Source organism: Marinomonas rhizomae (assembly GCF_024397855.1).
In the GTDB taxonomy this organism is placed as follows: Bacteria; Pseudomonadota; Gammaproteobacteria; order Pseudomonadales; family Marinomonadaceae; genus Marinomonas; species Marinomonas rhizomae_A.
Genome location: NZ_CP073343.1, coordinates 880,672 through 895,262 on the forward strand (window position 1 = coordinate 880,672; position 14,591 = coordinate 895,262).

Here is a 14,591-nt window from a genome sequence, read left to right on the forward strand (position 1 = left end):
TTTTATCGCAAGTTTATATATTAGGTCACCTTATTTAGCGTTGGTAAATACGATGCCCATGAATAGAGTATCCGGCGCTAGAAAAGGTTATTGCGCCGCTTGCCAAATCTGGCCAGAGCGGTTCCCTGTTCGACAATAAGCGTGAATGTTTTTAGCGTTTTGAATGGCTGCTTTAAAAGCTTCGACATCGGACTCTGCCATTTGTCCGCCTACAAAGGGGATGTGCTCCGCTCGGATATCTTTCTCTTTCGCATATGCGGCAATGTCGGCAAATGGAAGTTGTCCTTCCTCTTCACCGTCGGGTCGATTGCAGATAATAAGCGTGACGCCAGATTTTGCTAAGGTGTCTACATCGTCCAAGCTGATCTGCTCAGACACGGAATAGTTGTCTGTGATTATTTTGCGTAACATAGCTACTCTCTTTATAGAATTATTTTTTATTTGAATGCATTCAAAGGAACTTTTAGATACGACAAACCATTGTCTTCTGGTTCAGGCATGTGTCCCGCTCTCATATTAATTTGCAGCGATGGCAAAATTAGGCGAGGCATGGCCAATGTCTTGTCACGGGTTTCACGTAATTCCACAAAGGTTTCTTTGCTCATGCCTTTTTTAACATGAATGTTCAATTCGCGTTGGGCTTTGACTGTGGTTTCATATTCTAGTTCGCGACCGTTGGGACAATAGTCATGGCACATGAAAATGCGATGATCTTCTGGTAACGACAATATCTTTTGTACCGAATCGAACAATATGCCTGCATCTCCACCGGGAAAGTCTGCACGTGCAGTGCCAGCATCTGGCATAAATAAAGTATCGCCAACAAAAACCGCATCACCTAAAACATGGGTGAAACAAGCTGGTGTGTGGCCTGGCGTATGAAGCGCAGTACATAGCATCGAGCCGACATGATAGTGTTCATTGTCATTAAACAGGTGATCAAATTGTGAGCCATCTAATTTAAATGCCGTGCCTTCATTGAATATCTTGCCAAAGGTGTCTTGCACTATGGTGATTTGCTTTCCAATACCTATTTTGCCACCGACTTTGCTTTGAATATAGGGTGCTGCAGAAAGGTGATCTGCATGGACATGAGTTTCAATTAACCATTCTACCTCTAGTTTATGTGTGGTGATGTACTCAATAATTTCGTCAGCACCTGTATGGGAAGTGCCGCCAGATGCATAGTCAAAGTCCAATACGCTGTCGACGATGGCGCAGCTAGAAGAGGCCGGATCTTTAACGACATAAGAAAAGGTATTGGAGTCTTTATCAAAAAACGTGACAACACTGGGGTGGAAGAGAGAGTCAGTAGTCATTTTTTGCCTCGTTGAAGTTGTTGAGTCAAAGATGTCTTAATATTAGTTATATCTAATATAGTTGAGTGTCGGTATATTTAAAAGATATTTTTTAGCCCTGTTGATGTAAAACTTAACTCTTGTCTGCTCTGTCCTTGTTTGAAAAAATGAAAAAACAGTGTCTTATTACGAAAAGTATCAAATAATTGATTATTGTTTGAAATAAGATATTTTTGGTCGGGTTTATGTTATCTGAGCTCTTTACTATAACGACTTTAAAGGTTGAAATAGTAAGGTGAAAATAATGAAAAAAGTATTACTGATATCGGTGGCGTTAAGCGGATTGGTCTCCATGAGCAGCAATGCGTTTGAGCTAACAAGCCAAGACATTCAAGAAGGGCAGAAAATCCCACAGGCGTTTGAATTTAATAGTTTTGGTTGTGATGGAGAGAATAAATCTCCTCAATTAGCCTGGACGGATTCACCTAAGGGGACGAAGAGCTTCGCTATTACCGTGTACGATCCAGATGCACCAACAGGCAGTGGCTGGTGGCATTGGTCGGCTTTTAATATTCCTACTTCGGTTACGTCTTTAGCTCAAGGTGCTGACTTAACGAAGCTTGGTGCGACAGAGCTTAAATCTGATTACGGTAGTGTTGGCTTTGGCGGTTTTTGTCCACCAAAAGGCGATAATATGCATCGTTATCAATTTACTGTTTGGGCACTACCTGTGGAAAAGCTGGACTTAAGTGCTGATGTTTCACCGGCACTGGCGGGTTATACGGTACGTAGTATGGCTCTGGGCAAGGCAGTATTAGTCGCGCCTTATAATCGTTAACGAATCATCGGCTAGGAGTGAAAATGGGCCCTGCTTTTAAAGTTAGCCAAATGTATGGTGTGCAAACACAGCGAATGCGTAATGTAGCAATTCTTACTCCTAGCCTTTTTAAAATTCGCTCAGGGCGAAAACGGCTATTTTGGCAAGATGACGTGTTGGATTTTGATGCCTCAACACTTTTGTTAACAAAAGCAGGGCAACAATTGACGTTTGAAAACGAGCCGACTAAAGAGCGTTTTTTGTCAGCACAGATGAGTTTTCAACGACCGCCTCCAGAAGCCTTGATAGAGCTTAGTATCACAGTGAATGCTCAGCGAACGCCAAGCTTTAAACCCAGTCGATCTTTGATGGCGAGTCTCGATTTTTTGTTTGAATTGGATACGGATGGATTGAGTGAAACGACTCAAGCGTATTGGTTAAATGGTTTTTACCAGCAACTGGCCGAAGTAGGGAAGTTACATCTACTCTTTGATGGGCATTTTGTGCCTTTTGCGCAAAAAGTGACTGAACTGTTGCAACAAACGCCATGGCAAGGTTATCAATTGGATCAAGTTGCTGCGCATTTTTCAGTGAGTCGAGCAACATTGATTCGCCGTTTAAAAGACGAAAATACACAGTTCAGAACGCTGTTAACTCGAGTGCGAATGAATCATGCTATTAGTTTGATGCAACAAGGATATCGACAGCAAATAGACATTGCCGTTCGTTGCGGTTACCAGTCTCAAGAACGTTTTAGTCAGCGTTTTTTTAAGTCGTTTGGGGTGACACCAAATGAATACATAAAGACACTTTAATCGGTGTCTTTGAATGAAAAGTTGCCCTAGTTTCTTCTTGAAGCGTAACGACGCAATGATGATTTCGCCTATGGTAAACAATCCTAGCTATAGGGCATCTTTACCTAATTGGTATTAAGTGGGGGGGGATTTAAATGCGGTTTTTATTTTTTGCTAGTCACTGTCTTTCGAAAAGAAGAGAAGAGCATTTTGCTCATCTCTTCATAATTGGTTAGAAAGTGAAATCAAGCAAACTGGAATTGTTTGATTTTTTTGCTTAAGTCATCGGTCATGTTGGCAATCATGGTGCTGCCTTCGGATACTTGCTGAGAATCTTCGAGGACTTTTTCAGAGACCTCTCGAATGCCCATAATGTTGTGATTAATTTCTTCTGCGACTGTACCTTGCTGTTCAGCGGCAGAGGCGATTTGATGGCTACGAGCAGAAACGTCGTCCACTCGCATTAGCATGTTTTTCAGGTTTTCAGCGGCAACATGCATTCTGTCTGCACCGCGTTCAGCTTGTTGGGTGCTGGTTGCCATGGATACAGATGCTTCTTTTGATTGGTGCTGAAGCTTTTCGATGATGGTGCGGATTTCGACGGTTGATCCTTGTGTTCGGCTGGCCAGTGAGCGAACTTCATCTGCTACGACGGCAAAGCCTCGGCCGAGTTCTCCTGCGCGAGCCGCTTCGATCGCTGCGTTCAAGGCTAGTAGGTTGGTTTGCTCGGATATATCACCGATAACACCTAAAACAGAATCTATATCCCCAGTTTGTTCAAGCAACTTGATGATGACGTCGTTAGCGCCTTCTATGTTTTTAGTCAGAGTTTGAATGTCTTCATTTGTCGCGTCTAAGTCTTGGCTGCTTTGACGGGTGATGGTTTGTACTGTTTGTGTGGCATCTGCTGTGTCTTTGGCATGCTGTGCGACGTCCCGAATGGAGTAAGACATTTCGTTCATAGCGGTAGCAAGCATTTCGACTTCTTGGAATTGGTGATCCATTCCTTGCTTGGTGTGCAGACTGTTACTTTGCATTTGAACACAAACAGCTTGCAGTTCTGTGATGGCGTGGTCGACTTCGAGTAAAGTATCGTTTAATGATTCAGATGCGCGGTTTGCCGCCTTGGCTAGAATACCTATTTCGTCTCCGCGTTGCATGTCTAGTTGTTTAGTAAGATCACCATCTGAAATATGCTGAAGGTGTTCGGTTACGGTTTTAAGTGGGCGAGTAATATTGCGCACAATAGTGACACTGCCTATAAGTGCAATGAGTACTAGAATGAGTTCGATCACCGCAGACTTTTGTACTGCCGCCCAAAAAATATCAGTCACACCACTGTACAGCACGCCACTGCCGATGACCCAGCCCCAAGGTTGATAACCTTTTACATAAGAGACTTTGTCTTCAGGTTGTGAAACTTGCGGACCTTTGTAGGCATAGTTAACGTAACCTTCACCTTTGTTTTTTACTATAGAGACCATTGCTTGCCAGTGATGAAAGCCATTAACGTCGGTCACATTAGCCATGCTTTTGCCTGTGATTTCAGGTTTGAAAGGGTGCATGAGTAACTTAGTTTGCATGTCGTTAACCCAGAAATAGCCTTCATCGCCAAAACGAAGGGCTGAAAGGGCTTTTAGAGCGGATTGCTTGGCTTGGGCTTCGCCAATAATGGGGGCTTGATCGCCGTAATGTTTTACCAGGGAGTAGGCGCTATCGACTTGTTCTTTTACTTGTAATTGTCGCGCGTTGAGTAATTCGCTGTGCAGTTCGTTATAGGCCATAGCGCTAAAAACGATGAGTAATGTGACTAAAGTGGCAATAAGTCCCCATAGTTTGTAGCTTACTTTGATTGAACTTAGCTTCATACGACATCCCTATTAATGTTTATTTTATAAGCAGGGATTATGGGCTGGAGTGCCGGTTGAGATTGTGATCGAAATCAAGATAAAAGCACTTTGTTTGGCATTTTGTTAACATCCAAGACCTGAAGAATTTTTTCATAAGGAAGCGCAATGCAATATTCTATTCTTATCACAGGTTGTTCGACGGGAATTGGACTGGAGGCAGCTAAAATGCTTCAAGAGCGTGATTTTCTCGTGGTAGCAAGTTGTCGTAAACAAGAGGACGTGGAAGCATTACATGCTCAAGGCATCAAGCACGTTGTTCAGTTGGATTTAGCCAATTCGGCTTCGATAGAAAAAGGCTTGCAAGAAACACTGGCGATTACCAATGGTCAGCTCTTTGCTTTGTTTAATAATGGCGCTTACGGCCAGCCGGGGGCCATTGAAGATTTGCCGGTTGATGCGTTAAGAGCACAGTTTGAGTGTAATTTCTTTGGTACTCATGAACTTACGATCAAAGTACTGAAAATCATGTTAGCTCAAGGTTACGGTCGTATTGTAAATAATAGCTCTGTGCTCGGCTTGGTTGCTGCGCCGTTCCGTGGTGCTTACAACGCCAGTAAATTTGCTTTAGAGGGCCTAACCGATACCTTACGCTTGGAGTTGTCGGATACGCCGATAAAAGTGAGTTTGATTGAACCTGGCCCCATTGAAAGTCGTTTCCGTGCGAATGCGTTGCTTGCTCTGCAAGACAATATCGATATGGAAAATAGCCGTCACCAAAAAGGTTATGCGGAAGCGATTGCGCGTTTGAGCAAAGAGGGAGCGACCTCATCGCAAACCTTGCCAGCCAGTGCAGTGGTTGAAAAATTGATTCATGCCTTGGAATCACCTCGTCCAAGAGCGCGTTATTACGTGACTATGCCAACATATGCGGCTGTCATTATGAAACGCGTATTACCAACTTGTTTGTTAGATTGGGTCATGCGACGTCAGGGGGCGTAATGGCTATTTAGTTAGGCGTTTGCATCGAGTGTTTTTAACCATTCCGTCATGGCCGCTAAATAAGCATCGCGGGCGGTTTGGTGAGACAAATACAAGTCATGGAAACCTTGGGGAATAGCCACTTGCGTGAGGTTGGTGAAGGTCTTTTTGGCGGCTTGCTGCATGCTGTCGACATCTAATACACCATCACCAAGCTGCACTTCTTTTACGGTGCGTTTTCCAATAGTACTGATTTCTGAACGGCACATCAGCGTTGGTATGCTGAGGCGCTGATTAGCAAGATTACGCTGCGCAACAATGACTTCTCTTAACCAATGGAAAGATAAATCAAAGCCATGCGAGGGCTTCCAATCCAAGCGGTAATCCCATTCACCGTCGTATATTGTGTGCAGAGACTTTGAGTAAATATTGATTTTTTTTGCCCGCAAATAGGAAAACGGCAATAAAGAAACCAGAATTCGAACAGGCCAGCTAACAAAATTTAACACGGCTGGTGGAAAAGGCAGAGCAAGGAATGGACTGTTGAGCATGAGCCCAACCACGTCAGGAAAAGCCTTATTGTAATGGCTCTCTCGTTCTGGCAAGGCATAAGGTTGTGCTAAATAAGTTGATACCACTAAGCCGCCAGTGGAATGTCCGAGTATGACGACTTGATCTACCCCGTCTTGTTTCATGGTTGCTAAGGCAATGTCTAAATCTTGTCCGTATTGTTCAATAGACTCACACCAGTTTGGCGGTGTAGAAGGGCGGATAGAGCGGCCATAGCCTTGTAAGTCCAGGGCATAAAAGCGATAGCCCAAATTGATAAAATGCTCAGCCAAACCCGTTTGGAAAAAATAATCCGTGTAGCCATGTACGTATAAAATGGCTTTGGTTGCCGATGGGTTGCCAAGGTGATGAATGAGTGTGGTGTGGACTTGGGTTTTCGGTCCAGCAAAAGAAAAAGTGCGGGCACGAAAGTCGGCACCCAATAGGTCTTCACATTCGTTTACTTGTTGCCAGTGTTGTCCTATTGGTGTGCTCATTATACTTTTCCTTTGTATTAGCCGAAAATATTGTCACCCAGTTGATCAATGGTAAGCTTGGCTTTGCGCAAGGTTATTTCAATGCATTCGTCGCGGTTTGGCATTAAATCTGAGCGAATGAAATTGTGTGTTTTTTGCTCTTCGCCTTCACCTTTGGTAATGGTTGCAGCGACTCTGTATTGGCCACCATCTTTCATCGGTGCTGGTATAATTGAAAAGCCTTTGTGTTCTACGACGTCTTCTGTTTTTTCTGGTGCGCTTTCGCCACCAGCAAATAGCCCTTTAAGGCCAGATAAAATACCCATTAATACATTCTCCTATACTTTTCTCTATTTTTCGGGGATTTATTGTAATAGTCAAATACCGTCGTATTATTTAATTAAACCGATTACAGAATTACCACAGGATAATCCTTCTGTCGAAGTATAATAACTTTTTGGCATTTTCTTTTTCCTAGGATATTAGCTTGAAAAAAACGATGAGTACGATTAACCAAGTTGCAACCCTCGCGGGTGTGTCAAAAGCTACTGTTTCCCGAGTGTTAAGTGGCGTGGTTCCAGTTAAAGAAGAGACGAAATCTCGTGTATTAGAAGCGATTAAGACACTATCTTATAGCCCTAATCAGGCGGCTAGATCTCTTGCCAGTAATAAAACTTACACCATTGGTTTGGTGGCGTCTCGTATCGATACTGCCTACTACGGACCGGCAGCAAGTGGTGTTGAAAAGGCCCTGCGTGGTGGTGATCGTCATGTCATCATCGCCAGTGGCAATGGCTCGTTGGAGGGTGAGCGTGATGCGGTTGAGTTTTTGATTAAACGTCAAGTCGATGCATTAGTTATTATTACTAATTTTTTATCAGAAGAGGAAATATCGCAGATTAATTTACGTTGCCCAGCTTTTGTTTTGAACCAGACCTTTCCCGGTGGCGATGATCATCATATTACTTTTGATAACTTTGCGGGTGGTGAAATGGCGACCCAATATCTTATTGATAAAGGTCACAAGAAAATTGCGACGGTTACTGGTCCACTTTGGAAGCATGATGCTTATCAGCGATATTTAGGTTGTCAAAAAGCTTTGCAAAACGCGGATTTAAATCTGTATTTTCAACTGGAAGGTAACTTTAGTGCAAGTTCCGGTATGGCTCATATGCAATCTATTTTAGAGCGTGAAGATAGGCCAACGGCAATCTTTTTTGCCAATGATATTATGGCGATGGGAGCGCTGCATGTATGCGCTGAGCAAGGTGTTAAGGTCCCGGAAGATATCGCAATCATAGGTTTTGATGACCTAGATATTTCTAAGTATTATTCCCCAAGTATTACCACCATAAAATTGCCGCTATACGATATGGCTGAAGCCACAGCATATCTGCTTTTAAACCGTGTTTATGATACTCAATTTCCTGTACAAACCCGGTTTTCCCCAGAGCTAATTGTTCGCCAATCAGCTTAGGCCAAACATTCCTACTATAAAAAACAAATAAGTAAAATGTATTGACGGAGTCATATTATTGTCTAATATTTGTTCATGTAAGCGGTTTCATTTCAAGTTTTACCGTTTTCAACTCAAGTTTTTCGTAAGGAAGTTTTGAGGACAAAAACCCAATAGAGGATAAAAATAATATGATGGGTAAAAAACTGTTTGCTGCCACAATAGGGGCAGGATTTATGAGTGCGTCGGTCCAAGCGGCCAATGTTGAAGTGATTCATTGGTGGACATCTGGCGGAGAACAAAAAGCCGTTACTGTGTTGGCCGAGGAATTTAATAAACTGGGTAACGACAAGTGGGTGGACACCGCTGTCGCATTAGGCGAAAACGCGCGAGCACTTACTATGCAGCGCATTCTAGGTGGTGATGCACCGGGCGCCGCACAATTCAATACCTCTCGTCAGTTCGAAGAACTGATTGAAGAAGGTCTTCTCCTAGATCTCACTCCGGTTGCTGAAAAAGAAGGTTGGACAAACTTTATTCGTCCTTCCAGTATCTTAAATCCTTGTATGAAAGATGGCGGTATTTATTGTGTCCCCGTCAATATTCACTCTAATCAATGGCTTTGGACGAATAAGAAAGTCTTTGCCGATGTTGGAGTGAAAGAACCTCATACATGGGAAGAGTTTTTGACTGTCGCGCCTAAAATTCGTGGTGCAGGGTATATTCCTTTGGCCTTTGGCGGGCAAGGTTGGCAGGAGCGCCATGTTTTTGATGTAGTGATGATTGGCGTGACAGATGAAAAATTCTGGAACAGGGTATGGAAAGATAAGGACCCAAAGGCTGCTAGTAGCGATAAAATGCGTAAGGTGTTTGAAACTTTTGGTGCATTACGACAATTTATCGATGAGGGGGCGCCTGGTCGAAATTGGAATGATGCCACTAACATGGTTATCACTGGCAAAGCGGCTGCACAAGTAATGGGTGACTGGGCTCGTGGTGAGTTTGCCGCGGCAGGAAAAGTCGCCGAAGTCGATTACGGCTGTATTCCGGGACCCGCTAAACGACCTTCTCTTACCCTTGGGGGCGATGCATTCATCTTTCCTAAATCCTCAGATAAAGATCTTGAAGCGGCACAAATGAAGTTAGCTTCTATGATGTTGAGTCCAACTATTCAAGCAAAATTTAACAATACTAAAGGCTCTTTGCCAGTACGTGCCGATGTTGACTTAAAAGTGGCGGATGCGTGTATGAAAAAAGGTCTTGCTTTGTTGGATGACCCCAAAGCGACTATTACACCTGCAAATAATTACATTACGGAAGATACGAATGGGCAGGTTCAAGATTTAGTCTCTACTTTCTGGAACGAGCCAAGTATGTCTGTCGACAATGCACTTAGCATTTTCAAAGGCATCATCGAAGACGCTGAGTAACCTTCGATAATCAGAATAACCACCAGCTTTCTCTAGTATTTAGTGCTGAAGATGCAGTTCTGGCGGTCAATTCTTGCGTTTCAAAAGGAGTTTAAGATGGAAGAGACTATGGCTAATACAGCAAAAGTATCTACCCCGCGACGTACGAAACGAATTCAAATTTCTTCGTTATTAGCAAGTGCGCCCATGGCGATTGTTGCAATTGGCGTATTTGTAGTTTGTGTCGGTTATTCGGTGATGCTTTCGTTCACGAAATCACGCTTGTTTCCAAACTTTAATTGGGTCGGACTAGACCAATATGAACGCCTCTGGGGAACGTCTCGGTGGGTGGTATCTGTCGAAAACTTATTTCTGTACGGAGTGCTATTTATTGCCTTGTGTTTAATCTCGGGCTTTTTTATGGCGGTGTTTCTTGATCAGAAAGTACGTTTTGAAAGTGGTTTTCGTACTCTATTTCTTTATCCCTATGCCATGTCCTTGGTTGTAACGGGTCTAGTTTGGCAGTGGATGATGGAACCTTCTTTGGGGATTCAAAATGTCGTTCAGCGTATGGGCTGGGAGTCTTTTGAGTTCGCCCCATTAGTCAGCTCAGAGTACGCAATTTATGGTGTATTAATCGCCGCCGTTTGGCAGTCGTCTGGGCTAGTTATGGCTTTGATGTTGGCAGGTTTACGAGGCATTGATGGCGAAATCTGGAAAGCGGCTCGTGTGGATGGTATTCCAACGTGGAGAACCTACCTCTTTATCGTTTTGCCAATGATGCGACCAGTGATGATTACCTCCGTCGTATTGCTAGCCGTTGGTGTCGTGCGAGTGTATGACCTGATTGTCGCGCAAACCGGTGGCGGCCCTGGTATGTCGACGGAAATGCCTGCGAAGTTCGTTATTGATCACATTACAGCCCGTGGCAATGTGGGCTTGGGGATGGCGGCGGCAACCATGATGTTGCTCCCTGTGCTCTTGGTGATTGGTCCCTGGATTTATCGCGAATATGTTCGTCCAGCCAAACATTAGGAGTCGATCATGGAACAGATTCAATTAACTGGTCCACATGGGCCAAAACCGAAAAAAACCACAGTCTCACGGCTTGGCGTTTATGCATTTTTATTCAGTGCTGCCGTTTTCTTTTGTATTCCTTTGTACGTGATGTTGATTACATCGCTAAAAGGCATGCCTGAGATTCGCTTAGGGGAGCTTTTTTCGTTACCTGGCGACCCAAGTTTTGCAGCCTGGGTAAAAGCCTGGAGTGAGGCGTGTTCTGGTGTGGAGTGTAATGGGATTCAAACAGGTTTTTGGAATTCAGTGAAGATCACCATTCCAAGCGTGGCCATATCTATCATCATAGGTTCGATCAATGGTTATGCTTTGTCATTCTGGCGTTTCAAGGGTTCTAATTTGTTGTTTGGTCTACTGCTGTTCGGGGCTTTTGTGCCTTTTCAAGTAGTGATCTTTCCGCTGATTATTTTCCTTCGCGAGATGGGGCTTTATGGTTCTTTAACTGGGATTATTTTGATTCACACCATCTTTGGTATGCCGATCATGACCTTGTTATTTCGCAATTATTTTTCATCATTACCCGATGAATTATTTAAAGCTGCGCGAGTAGATGGCGCAAATTTTTGGCAGATCTTCTTTCAAATTATGATGCCGCTATCCATTCCAGTGACTGTGGTCGCGGTGATCTTACAAACTACGGGAATTTGGAATGACTACTTATTGGGTTTGATTTTTGCTGGTCGAGAGAACTTACCAATGACCGTGCAGTTGAACAATATAGTGGCAACCACATTTGGTGTACGTGAATACAACGTGAATATGGCCGCAACAATTCTTACGGCGTTAGTTCCGTTGGCTATTTACTTGTTGTCTGGCAAATATTTTGTGCGTGGCATAGCGGCTGGCGCGGTGAAGGGGTAAGACTATGAACAGTATATCTATTAAAGAATTGGATCTTAAGTATCAAGATGCCCATGTTTTAAAACAGCTTAATCTTGATATTAAAAAAGGGGAGTTTTTGGTTCTGCTGGGCTCTTCAGGTTGTGGTAAATCGACTTTGCTTAATTGCATCGCTGGCTTATTGGATATCTCTGCTGGGCAGATTTGGATCAATGATCGCAATGTGACTTGGGAAGAGCCTAAAGATCGCGGAATCGGTATGGTTTTTCAGTCTTATGCTTTGTATCCGCAGATGACAGTGGAAAGGAATTTGTCTTTCGGTTTGAAGGTAAAAGGCATGCCAAAAGATGAGATCCGCGAGAGAGTCGACCGTGCTTCTAAAATTTTGCAAATAGAGCCGCTTCTGCATCGAAAACCGTCTGAATTGTCTGGTGGGCAGCGTCAGCGTGTGGCGATAGGTCGAGCTTTGGTACGAGATGTGGATGTCTTTTTATTCGATGAGCCTTTATCGAATTTGGACGCTAAATTACGGGCAGATTTGCGCGTAGAAATAAAGCGCCTGCATCAGCAATTAAAAAACACCATGGTGTATGTGACTCATGACCAAGTGGAAGCGCTTACTTTGGCGGATCGAATTGCCATCATGAAGGACGGCGAAATCCAGCAATTGAGCACTCCAGCGGATATTTATCATAAACCCTGTAACCTGTTTGTCGCGCAATTTATTGGTTCGCCGAGCATGAATTTATTGGAAGGTCGTGTCGTTGGCGAAAACTTTGTTTATCAAGATTATCGCGTCAACTTAATGGGTTATGAGTTTATTAATCAAGGTGATCATGACGAGAACGCTTTTTTGGGAATTCGCCCTGAGCATTTGGCGCTTGGGCCTCGTGACGGCTATGTAAAATTGACCTCTGCCAAGATTGATATCTTAGAGCCAATGGGTGATGAAACCATTGTTTGGTTTGATTTTATGGGCCGTAAATGGTCAGTAAAAGTTCATGGAGATCATCAGCTTAAATGGGATGAAGACGTCGATATTTATCTTGATCCGAAAAAAGCTCATCTCTTTTCGAAGCAAAGTGAAGTGCGGCTTTAAGCCAACAGTCATTGCAATAAAAATAAAAAGGAAACGATATGAACGAATTTTCATTTCAGCTTTATAGCGCCCGTAATACTAAATCTCTCGATGAAGTTTTTGCTCTTTTACACCAAGCTGGCTATCAGCAAGTGGAAGGTTATGGTGGTTTGTATGGTCAATTGGATGAGTTGAAAAGCTTATTAGAAAAACATCAATTGACTATGCCAACCGGGCATTTTGATTTAACCATGTTGGAAAACAATATTCAGCAGGCTTTGTATATTGCTAAGACGCTACATATGCACACCATTATTTGTCCCTTTATTATGCCTGACCAGCGCCCAAATAGTGCACAAGGTTGGTTTGAATTCGGGCAGCGCTTAGAAGCTATTAGAGAAAAAACCATCAATGCTGGCTTTGAATTTGGTTGGCACAATCATAATTTTGAGTTTGAACCGTTAGCCGATGGCTCTTTGCCAATGTCGTTGATTCTAGAAGGCGGCTCGAATATTAAATGGGAAATGGATGTGTCTTGGGTGGTCAGAGGAGGGCAGGATCCTGCTAAGTGGCTAACTATGTATCGTGACCGAATTTGTGCTGTGCATTTAAAAGACATTGCACCCGAAGGTGAATGCCAAGATGAAGATGGCTGGGCAGATTTTACCCACGGAACGTTACCTTGGCGAGACTGGTGGCCAGTGGTGCGTTCAACGCCAGCCAATGCGTTTGTGATGGAGCATGATAACCCTAATGATTTATCGCGCTTTGCCAATCGAGCTCTAAAAGGGGCGCAGGCCTTAGCAAAAGGAGCAATAGTATGAAAACGATTTTGAATGTTGGGCTGATTGGTTGTGGCAATATTTCTGACAGCTATTTGTCTTTGGCGCCACAGTTTTGTGGTTTCAAAGTTTTAGCCTGTGCGGATTTAAACACTGAATTAGCGGTAACTAAAGCACAGAAGTATGGCATTGAATCGCGTACTGTAGATGAATTATTAGCCTCTCAAGATATTGATATTATTGTCAATTTAACGATTCCTGCTGCGCATTATGAAGTGAGTATGCAGGCTCTAGAAGCTGGCAAGCATGTTTACTCAGAAAAGCCTTTGGTTTTGAGCCTTGAAGAAGGTCAAAAAATGAAAGCGCTTTCACTGAAGAAAGGCCTCAAAGTCGGCAGTGCGCCAGACACCTTTATGGGTGGTTCGCATCAGTTTGCTCGGCACTTATTAGATAAAGGCGAGATTGGTGATGTGTATTCAGGCACTTGCCATGTGATGAGTGCTGGCATGGAAAGCTGGCATCCTAATCCGGACTTTTTCTTTAAGGCTGGCGGTGGCCCTATTCTTGATTTAGGCCCGTATTACATTGCGAACTTGATCCAGCTATTAGGTCCTGTGGAGTCGGTGATTGCCAAAACGGCGATTCCGCGTAAACAACGTAAAATCACCAGCCAACCAAGGTCTGGCGAGATGATAGATGTAGAAACACCGACGACCATTCACGCTATTTTAACGTTTGAAAATGGTGCAGTTATTACCTTGGGGGCTAGTTGGGACGTGCAAGCCCATCAACATTCCCATATGGAGTTATACGGTAGTAAAGGTTCTATGTATTTGCCTGATCCCAACTTTTTTGGCGGAAAAGTATCGCTGATTCAAGAGGGTCGTGAAACGCCTTTGAAAGTATGGGATCACCCATTTGGCGTGCCAAATCAAATTCATGGCGAGCTAGCAAAGGCTAATTATCGCACCGCAGGTTTGGCAGAAATGGTAATGGCGATCCATATGGGACGAGATCATATGTGTTCGCTGGACAGAGCTTTACATGGTGTGGAAGTAATGACGGCGATTTTGGCGTCTGGTGAGAGTGGACAATCCATCAAGATGACCACCCATTGTGATCGTCCCCGCGCGCTTGACCCTGAGGCAGCTAAAGCTTTGCTTGCTGCTTGTTTCTAGGAGGAAATT

General features: G+C 43.7%; 15 protein-coding genes. 10 read left to right on the plus strand and 5 right to left on the minus strand.

Annotation, left to right across the window (positions count from 1 at the left end; genetic code table 11):
• Positions 1 to 87 precede the first annotated feature (87 nt).
• Together KDW99_RS04055 and KDW99_RS04060 are read right to left on the minus strand one after the other, a co-directional pair.
• On the minus strand, positions 88 to 411 hold the full coding sequence (locus tag KDW99_RS04055) for a TIGR01244 family sulfur transferase (RefSeq protein ID WP_255828030.1): 324 nt from the start codon (positions 409 to 411) through the stop codon (positions 88 to 90).
• Between the two features lie 26 nt (positions 412 to 437).
• Positions 438 to 1,319 carry an MBL fold metallo-hydrolase gene (locus KDW99_RS04060; protein ID WP_255828031.1) on the minus strand — a complete coding sequence of 294 codons (882 nt, stop codon included), beginning with the start codon at positions 1,317 to 1,319 and terminating at the stop codon, positions 438 to 440.
• A gap of 283 nt (positions 1,320 to 1,602) precedes the next feature.
• Between KDW99_RS04060 and KDW99_RS04065 the strand changes: the two genes are divergently transcribed.
• Together KDW99_RS04065 and KDW99_RS04070 are read left to right on the plus strand one after the other, a co-directional pair.
• On the plus strand, positions 1,603 to 2,136 hold the full coding sequence (locus KDW99_RS04065; protein WP_255828032.1) for a YbhB/YbcL family Raf kinase inhibitor-like protein: 534 nt from the start codon (positions 1,603 to 1,605) through the stop codon (positions 2,134 to 2,136).
• A gap of 23 nt (positions 2,137 to 2,159) precedes the next feature.
• Entirely contained in the window at positions 2,160 to 2,930 is a 771-nt protein-coding gene (locus KDW99_RS04070; protein WP_255828033.1) for a helix-turn-helix transcriptional regulator, read from the plus strand.
• Between the two features lie 224 nt (positions 2,931 to 3,154).
• Here the strand turns inward: KDW99_RS04070 and KDW99_RS04075 are convergent, their stop codons facing one another.
• The gene (locus tag KDW99_RS04075) at positions 3,155 to 4,777 is read right to left on the minus strand and encodes a methyl-accepting chemotaxis protein (protein WP_255828034.1); all 1,623 of its coding nucleotides are present in this window, start codon (positions 4,775 to 4,777) and stop codon (positions 3,155 to 3,157) included.
• Positions 4,778 to 4,924: 147 nt separating this feature from the next.
• Between KDW99_RS04075 and KDW99_RS04080 the strand changes: the two genes are divergently transcribed.
• Positions 4,925 to 5,758, plus strand: a complete 834-nt coding sequence (locus tag KDW99_RS04080; RefSeq protein ID WP_255828035.1) for an SDR family NAD(P)-dependent oxidoreductase — start codon at positions 4,925 to 4,927, stop codon at positions 5,756 to 5,758.
• Positions 5,759 to 5,769: 11 nt separating this feature from the next.
• Here KDW99_RS04080 and KDW99_RS04085 read toward each other — a convergent pair whose 3' ends face one another.
• Together KDW99_RS04085 and KDW99_RS04090 are read right to left on the minus strand one after the other, a co-directional pair.
• On the minus strand, positions 5,770 to 6,783 hold the full coding sequence (locus KDW99_RS04085) for an alpha/beta hydrolase (RefSeq protein WP_255828036.1): 1,014 nt from the start codon (positions 6,781 to 6,783) through the stop codon (positions 5,770 to 5,772).
• Positions 6,784 to 6,800: 17 nt separating this feature from the next.
• A complete protein-coding gene (locus KDW99_RS04090) occupies positions 6,801 to 7,088 on the minus strand; it encodes an HlyU family transcriptional regulator (RefSeq protein WP_255828037.1) in 288 nt (95 codons plus the stop codon).
• A gap of 161 nt (positions 7,089 to 7,249) precedes the next feature.
• Here KDW99_RS04090 and KDW99_RS04095 point away from each other — a divergent pair, with 161 nt between their 5' ends.
• From KDW99_RS04095 to KDW99_RS04125, 7 genes are all read left to right on the plus strand, one after another.
• A complete protein-coding gene (locus KDW99_RS04095) occupies positions 7,250 to 8,239 on the plus strand; it encodes a LacI family DNA-binding transcriptional regulator (RefSeq protein ID WP_255828038.1) in 990 nt (329 codons plus the stop codon).
• A gap of 215 nt (positions 8,240 to 8,454) precedes the next feature.
• A complete protein-coding gene (locus KDW99_RS04100; protein ID WP_255828039.1) occupies positions 8,455 to 9,648 on the plus strand; it encodes an ABC transporter substrate-binding protein in 1,194 nt (397 codons plus the stop codon).
• Between the two features lie 96 nt (positions 9,649 to 9,744).
• Positions 9,745 to 10,662, plus strand: coding sequence for a carbohydrate ABC transporter permease (locus KDW99_RS04105; RefSeq protein ID WP_205113519.1), 918 nt, complete (start codon positions 9,745 to 9,747; stop codon positions 10,660 to 10,662).
• Between the two features lie 9 nt (positions 10,663 to 10,671).
• Entirely contained in the window at positions 10,672 to 11,565 is an 894-nt protein-coding gene (locus tag KDW99_RS04110; protein WP_205113520.1) for a carbohydrate ABC transporter permease, read from the plus strand.
• 4 nt (positions 11,566 to 11,569) lie between these two features.
• Positions 11,570 to 12,643 (plus strand): ABC transporter ATP-binding protein, encoded by a 1,074-nt coding sequence (locus KDW99_RS04115; protein ID WP_255828040.1) that lies wholly within the window; start codon positions 11,570 to 11,572, stop codon positions 12,641 to 12,643.
• 38 nt (positions 12,644 to 12,681) lie between these two features.
• Positions 12,682 to 13,446, plus strand: coding sequence for a sugar phosphate isomerase/epimerase family protein (locus KDW99_RS04120; RefSeq protein ID WP_255828041.1), 765 nt, complete (start codon positions 12,682 to 12,684; stop codon positions 13,444 to 13,446).
• Positions 13,443 to 14,582 (plus strand): Gfo/Idh/MocA family protein, encoded by a 1,140-nt coding sequence (locus tag KDW99_RS04125; RefSeq protein WP_255828042.1) that lies wholly within the window; start codon positions 13,443 to 13,445, stop codon positions 14,580 to 14,582. Before KDW99_RS04120 ends, KDW99_RS04125 begins: the two co-directional genes overlap by 4 nt.
• Positions 14,583 to 14,591 lie beyond the last annotated feature (9 nt).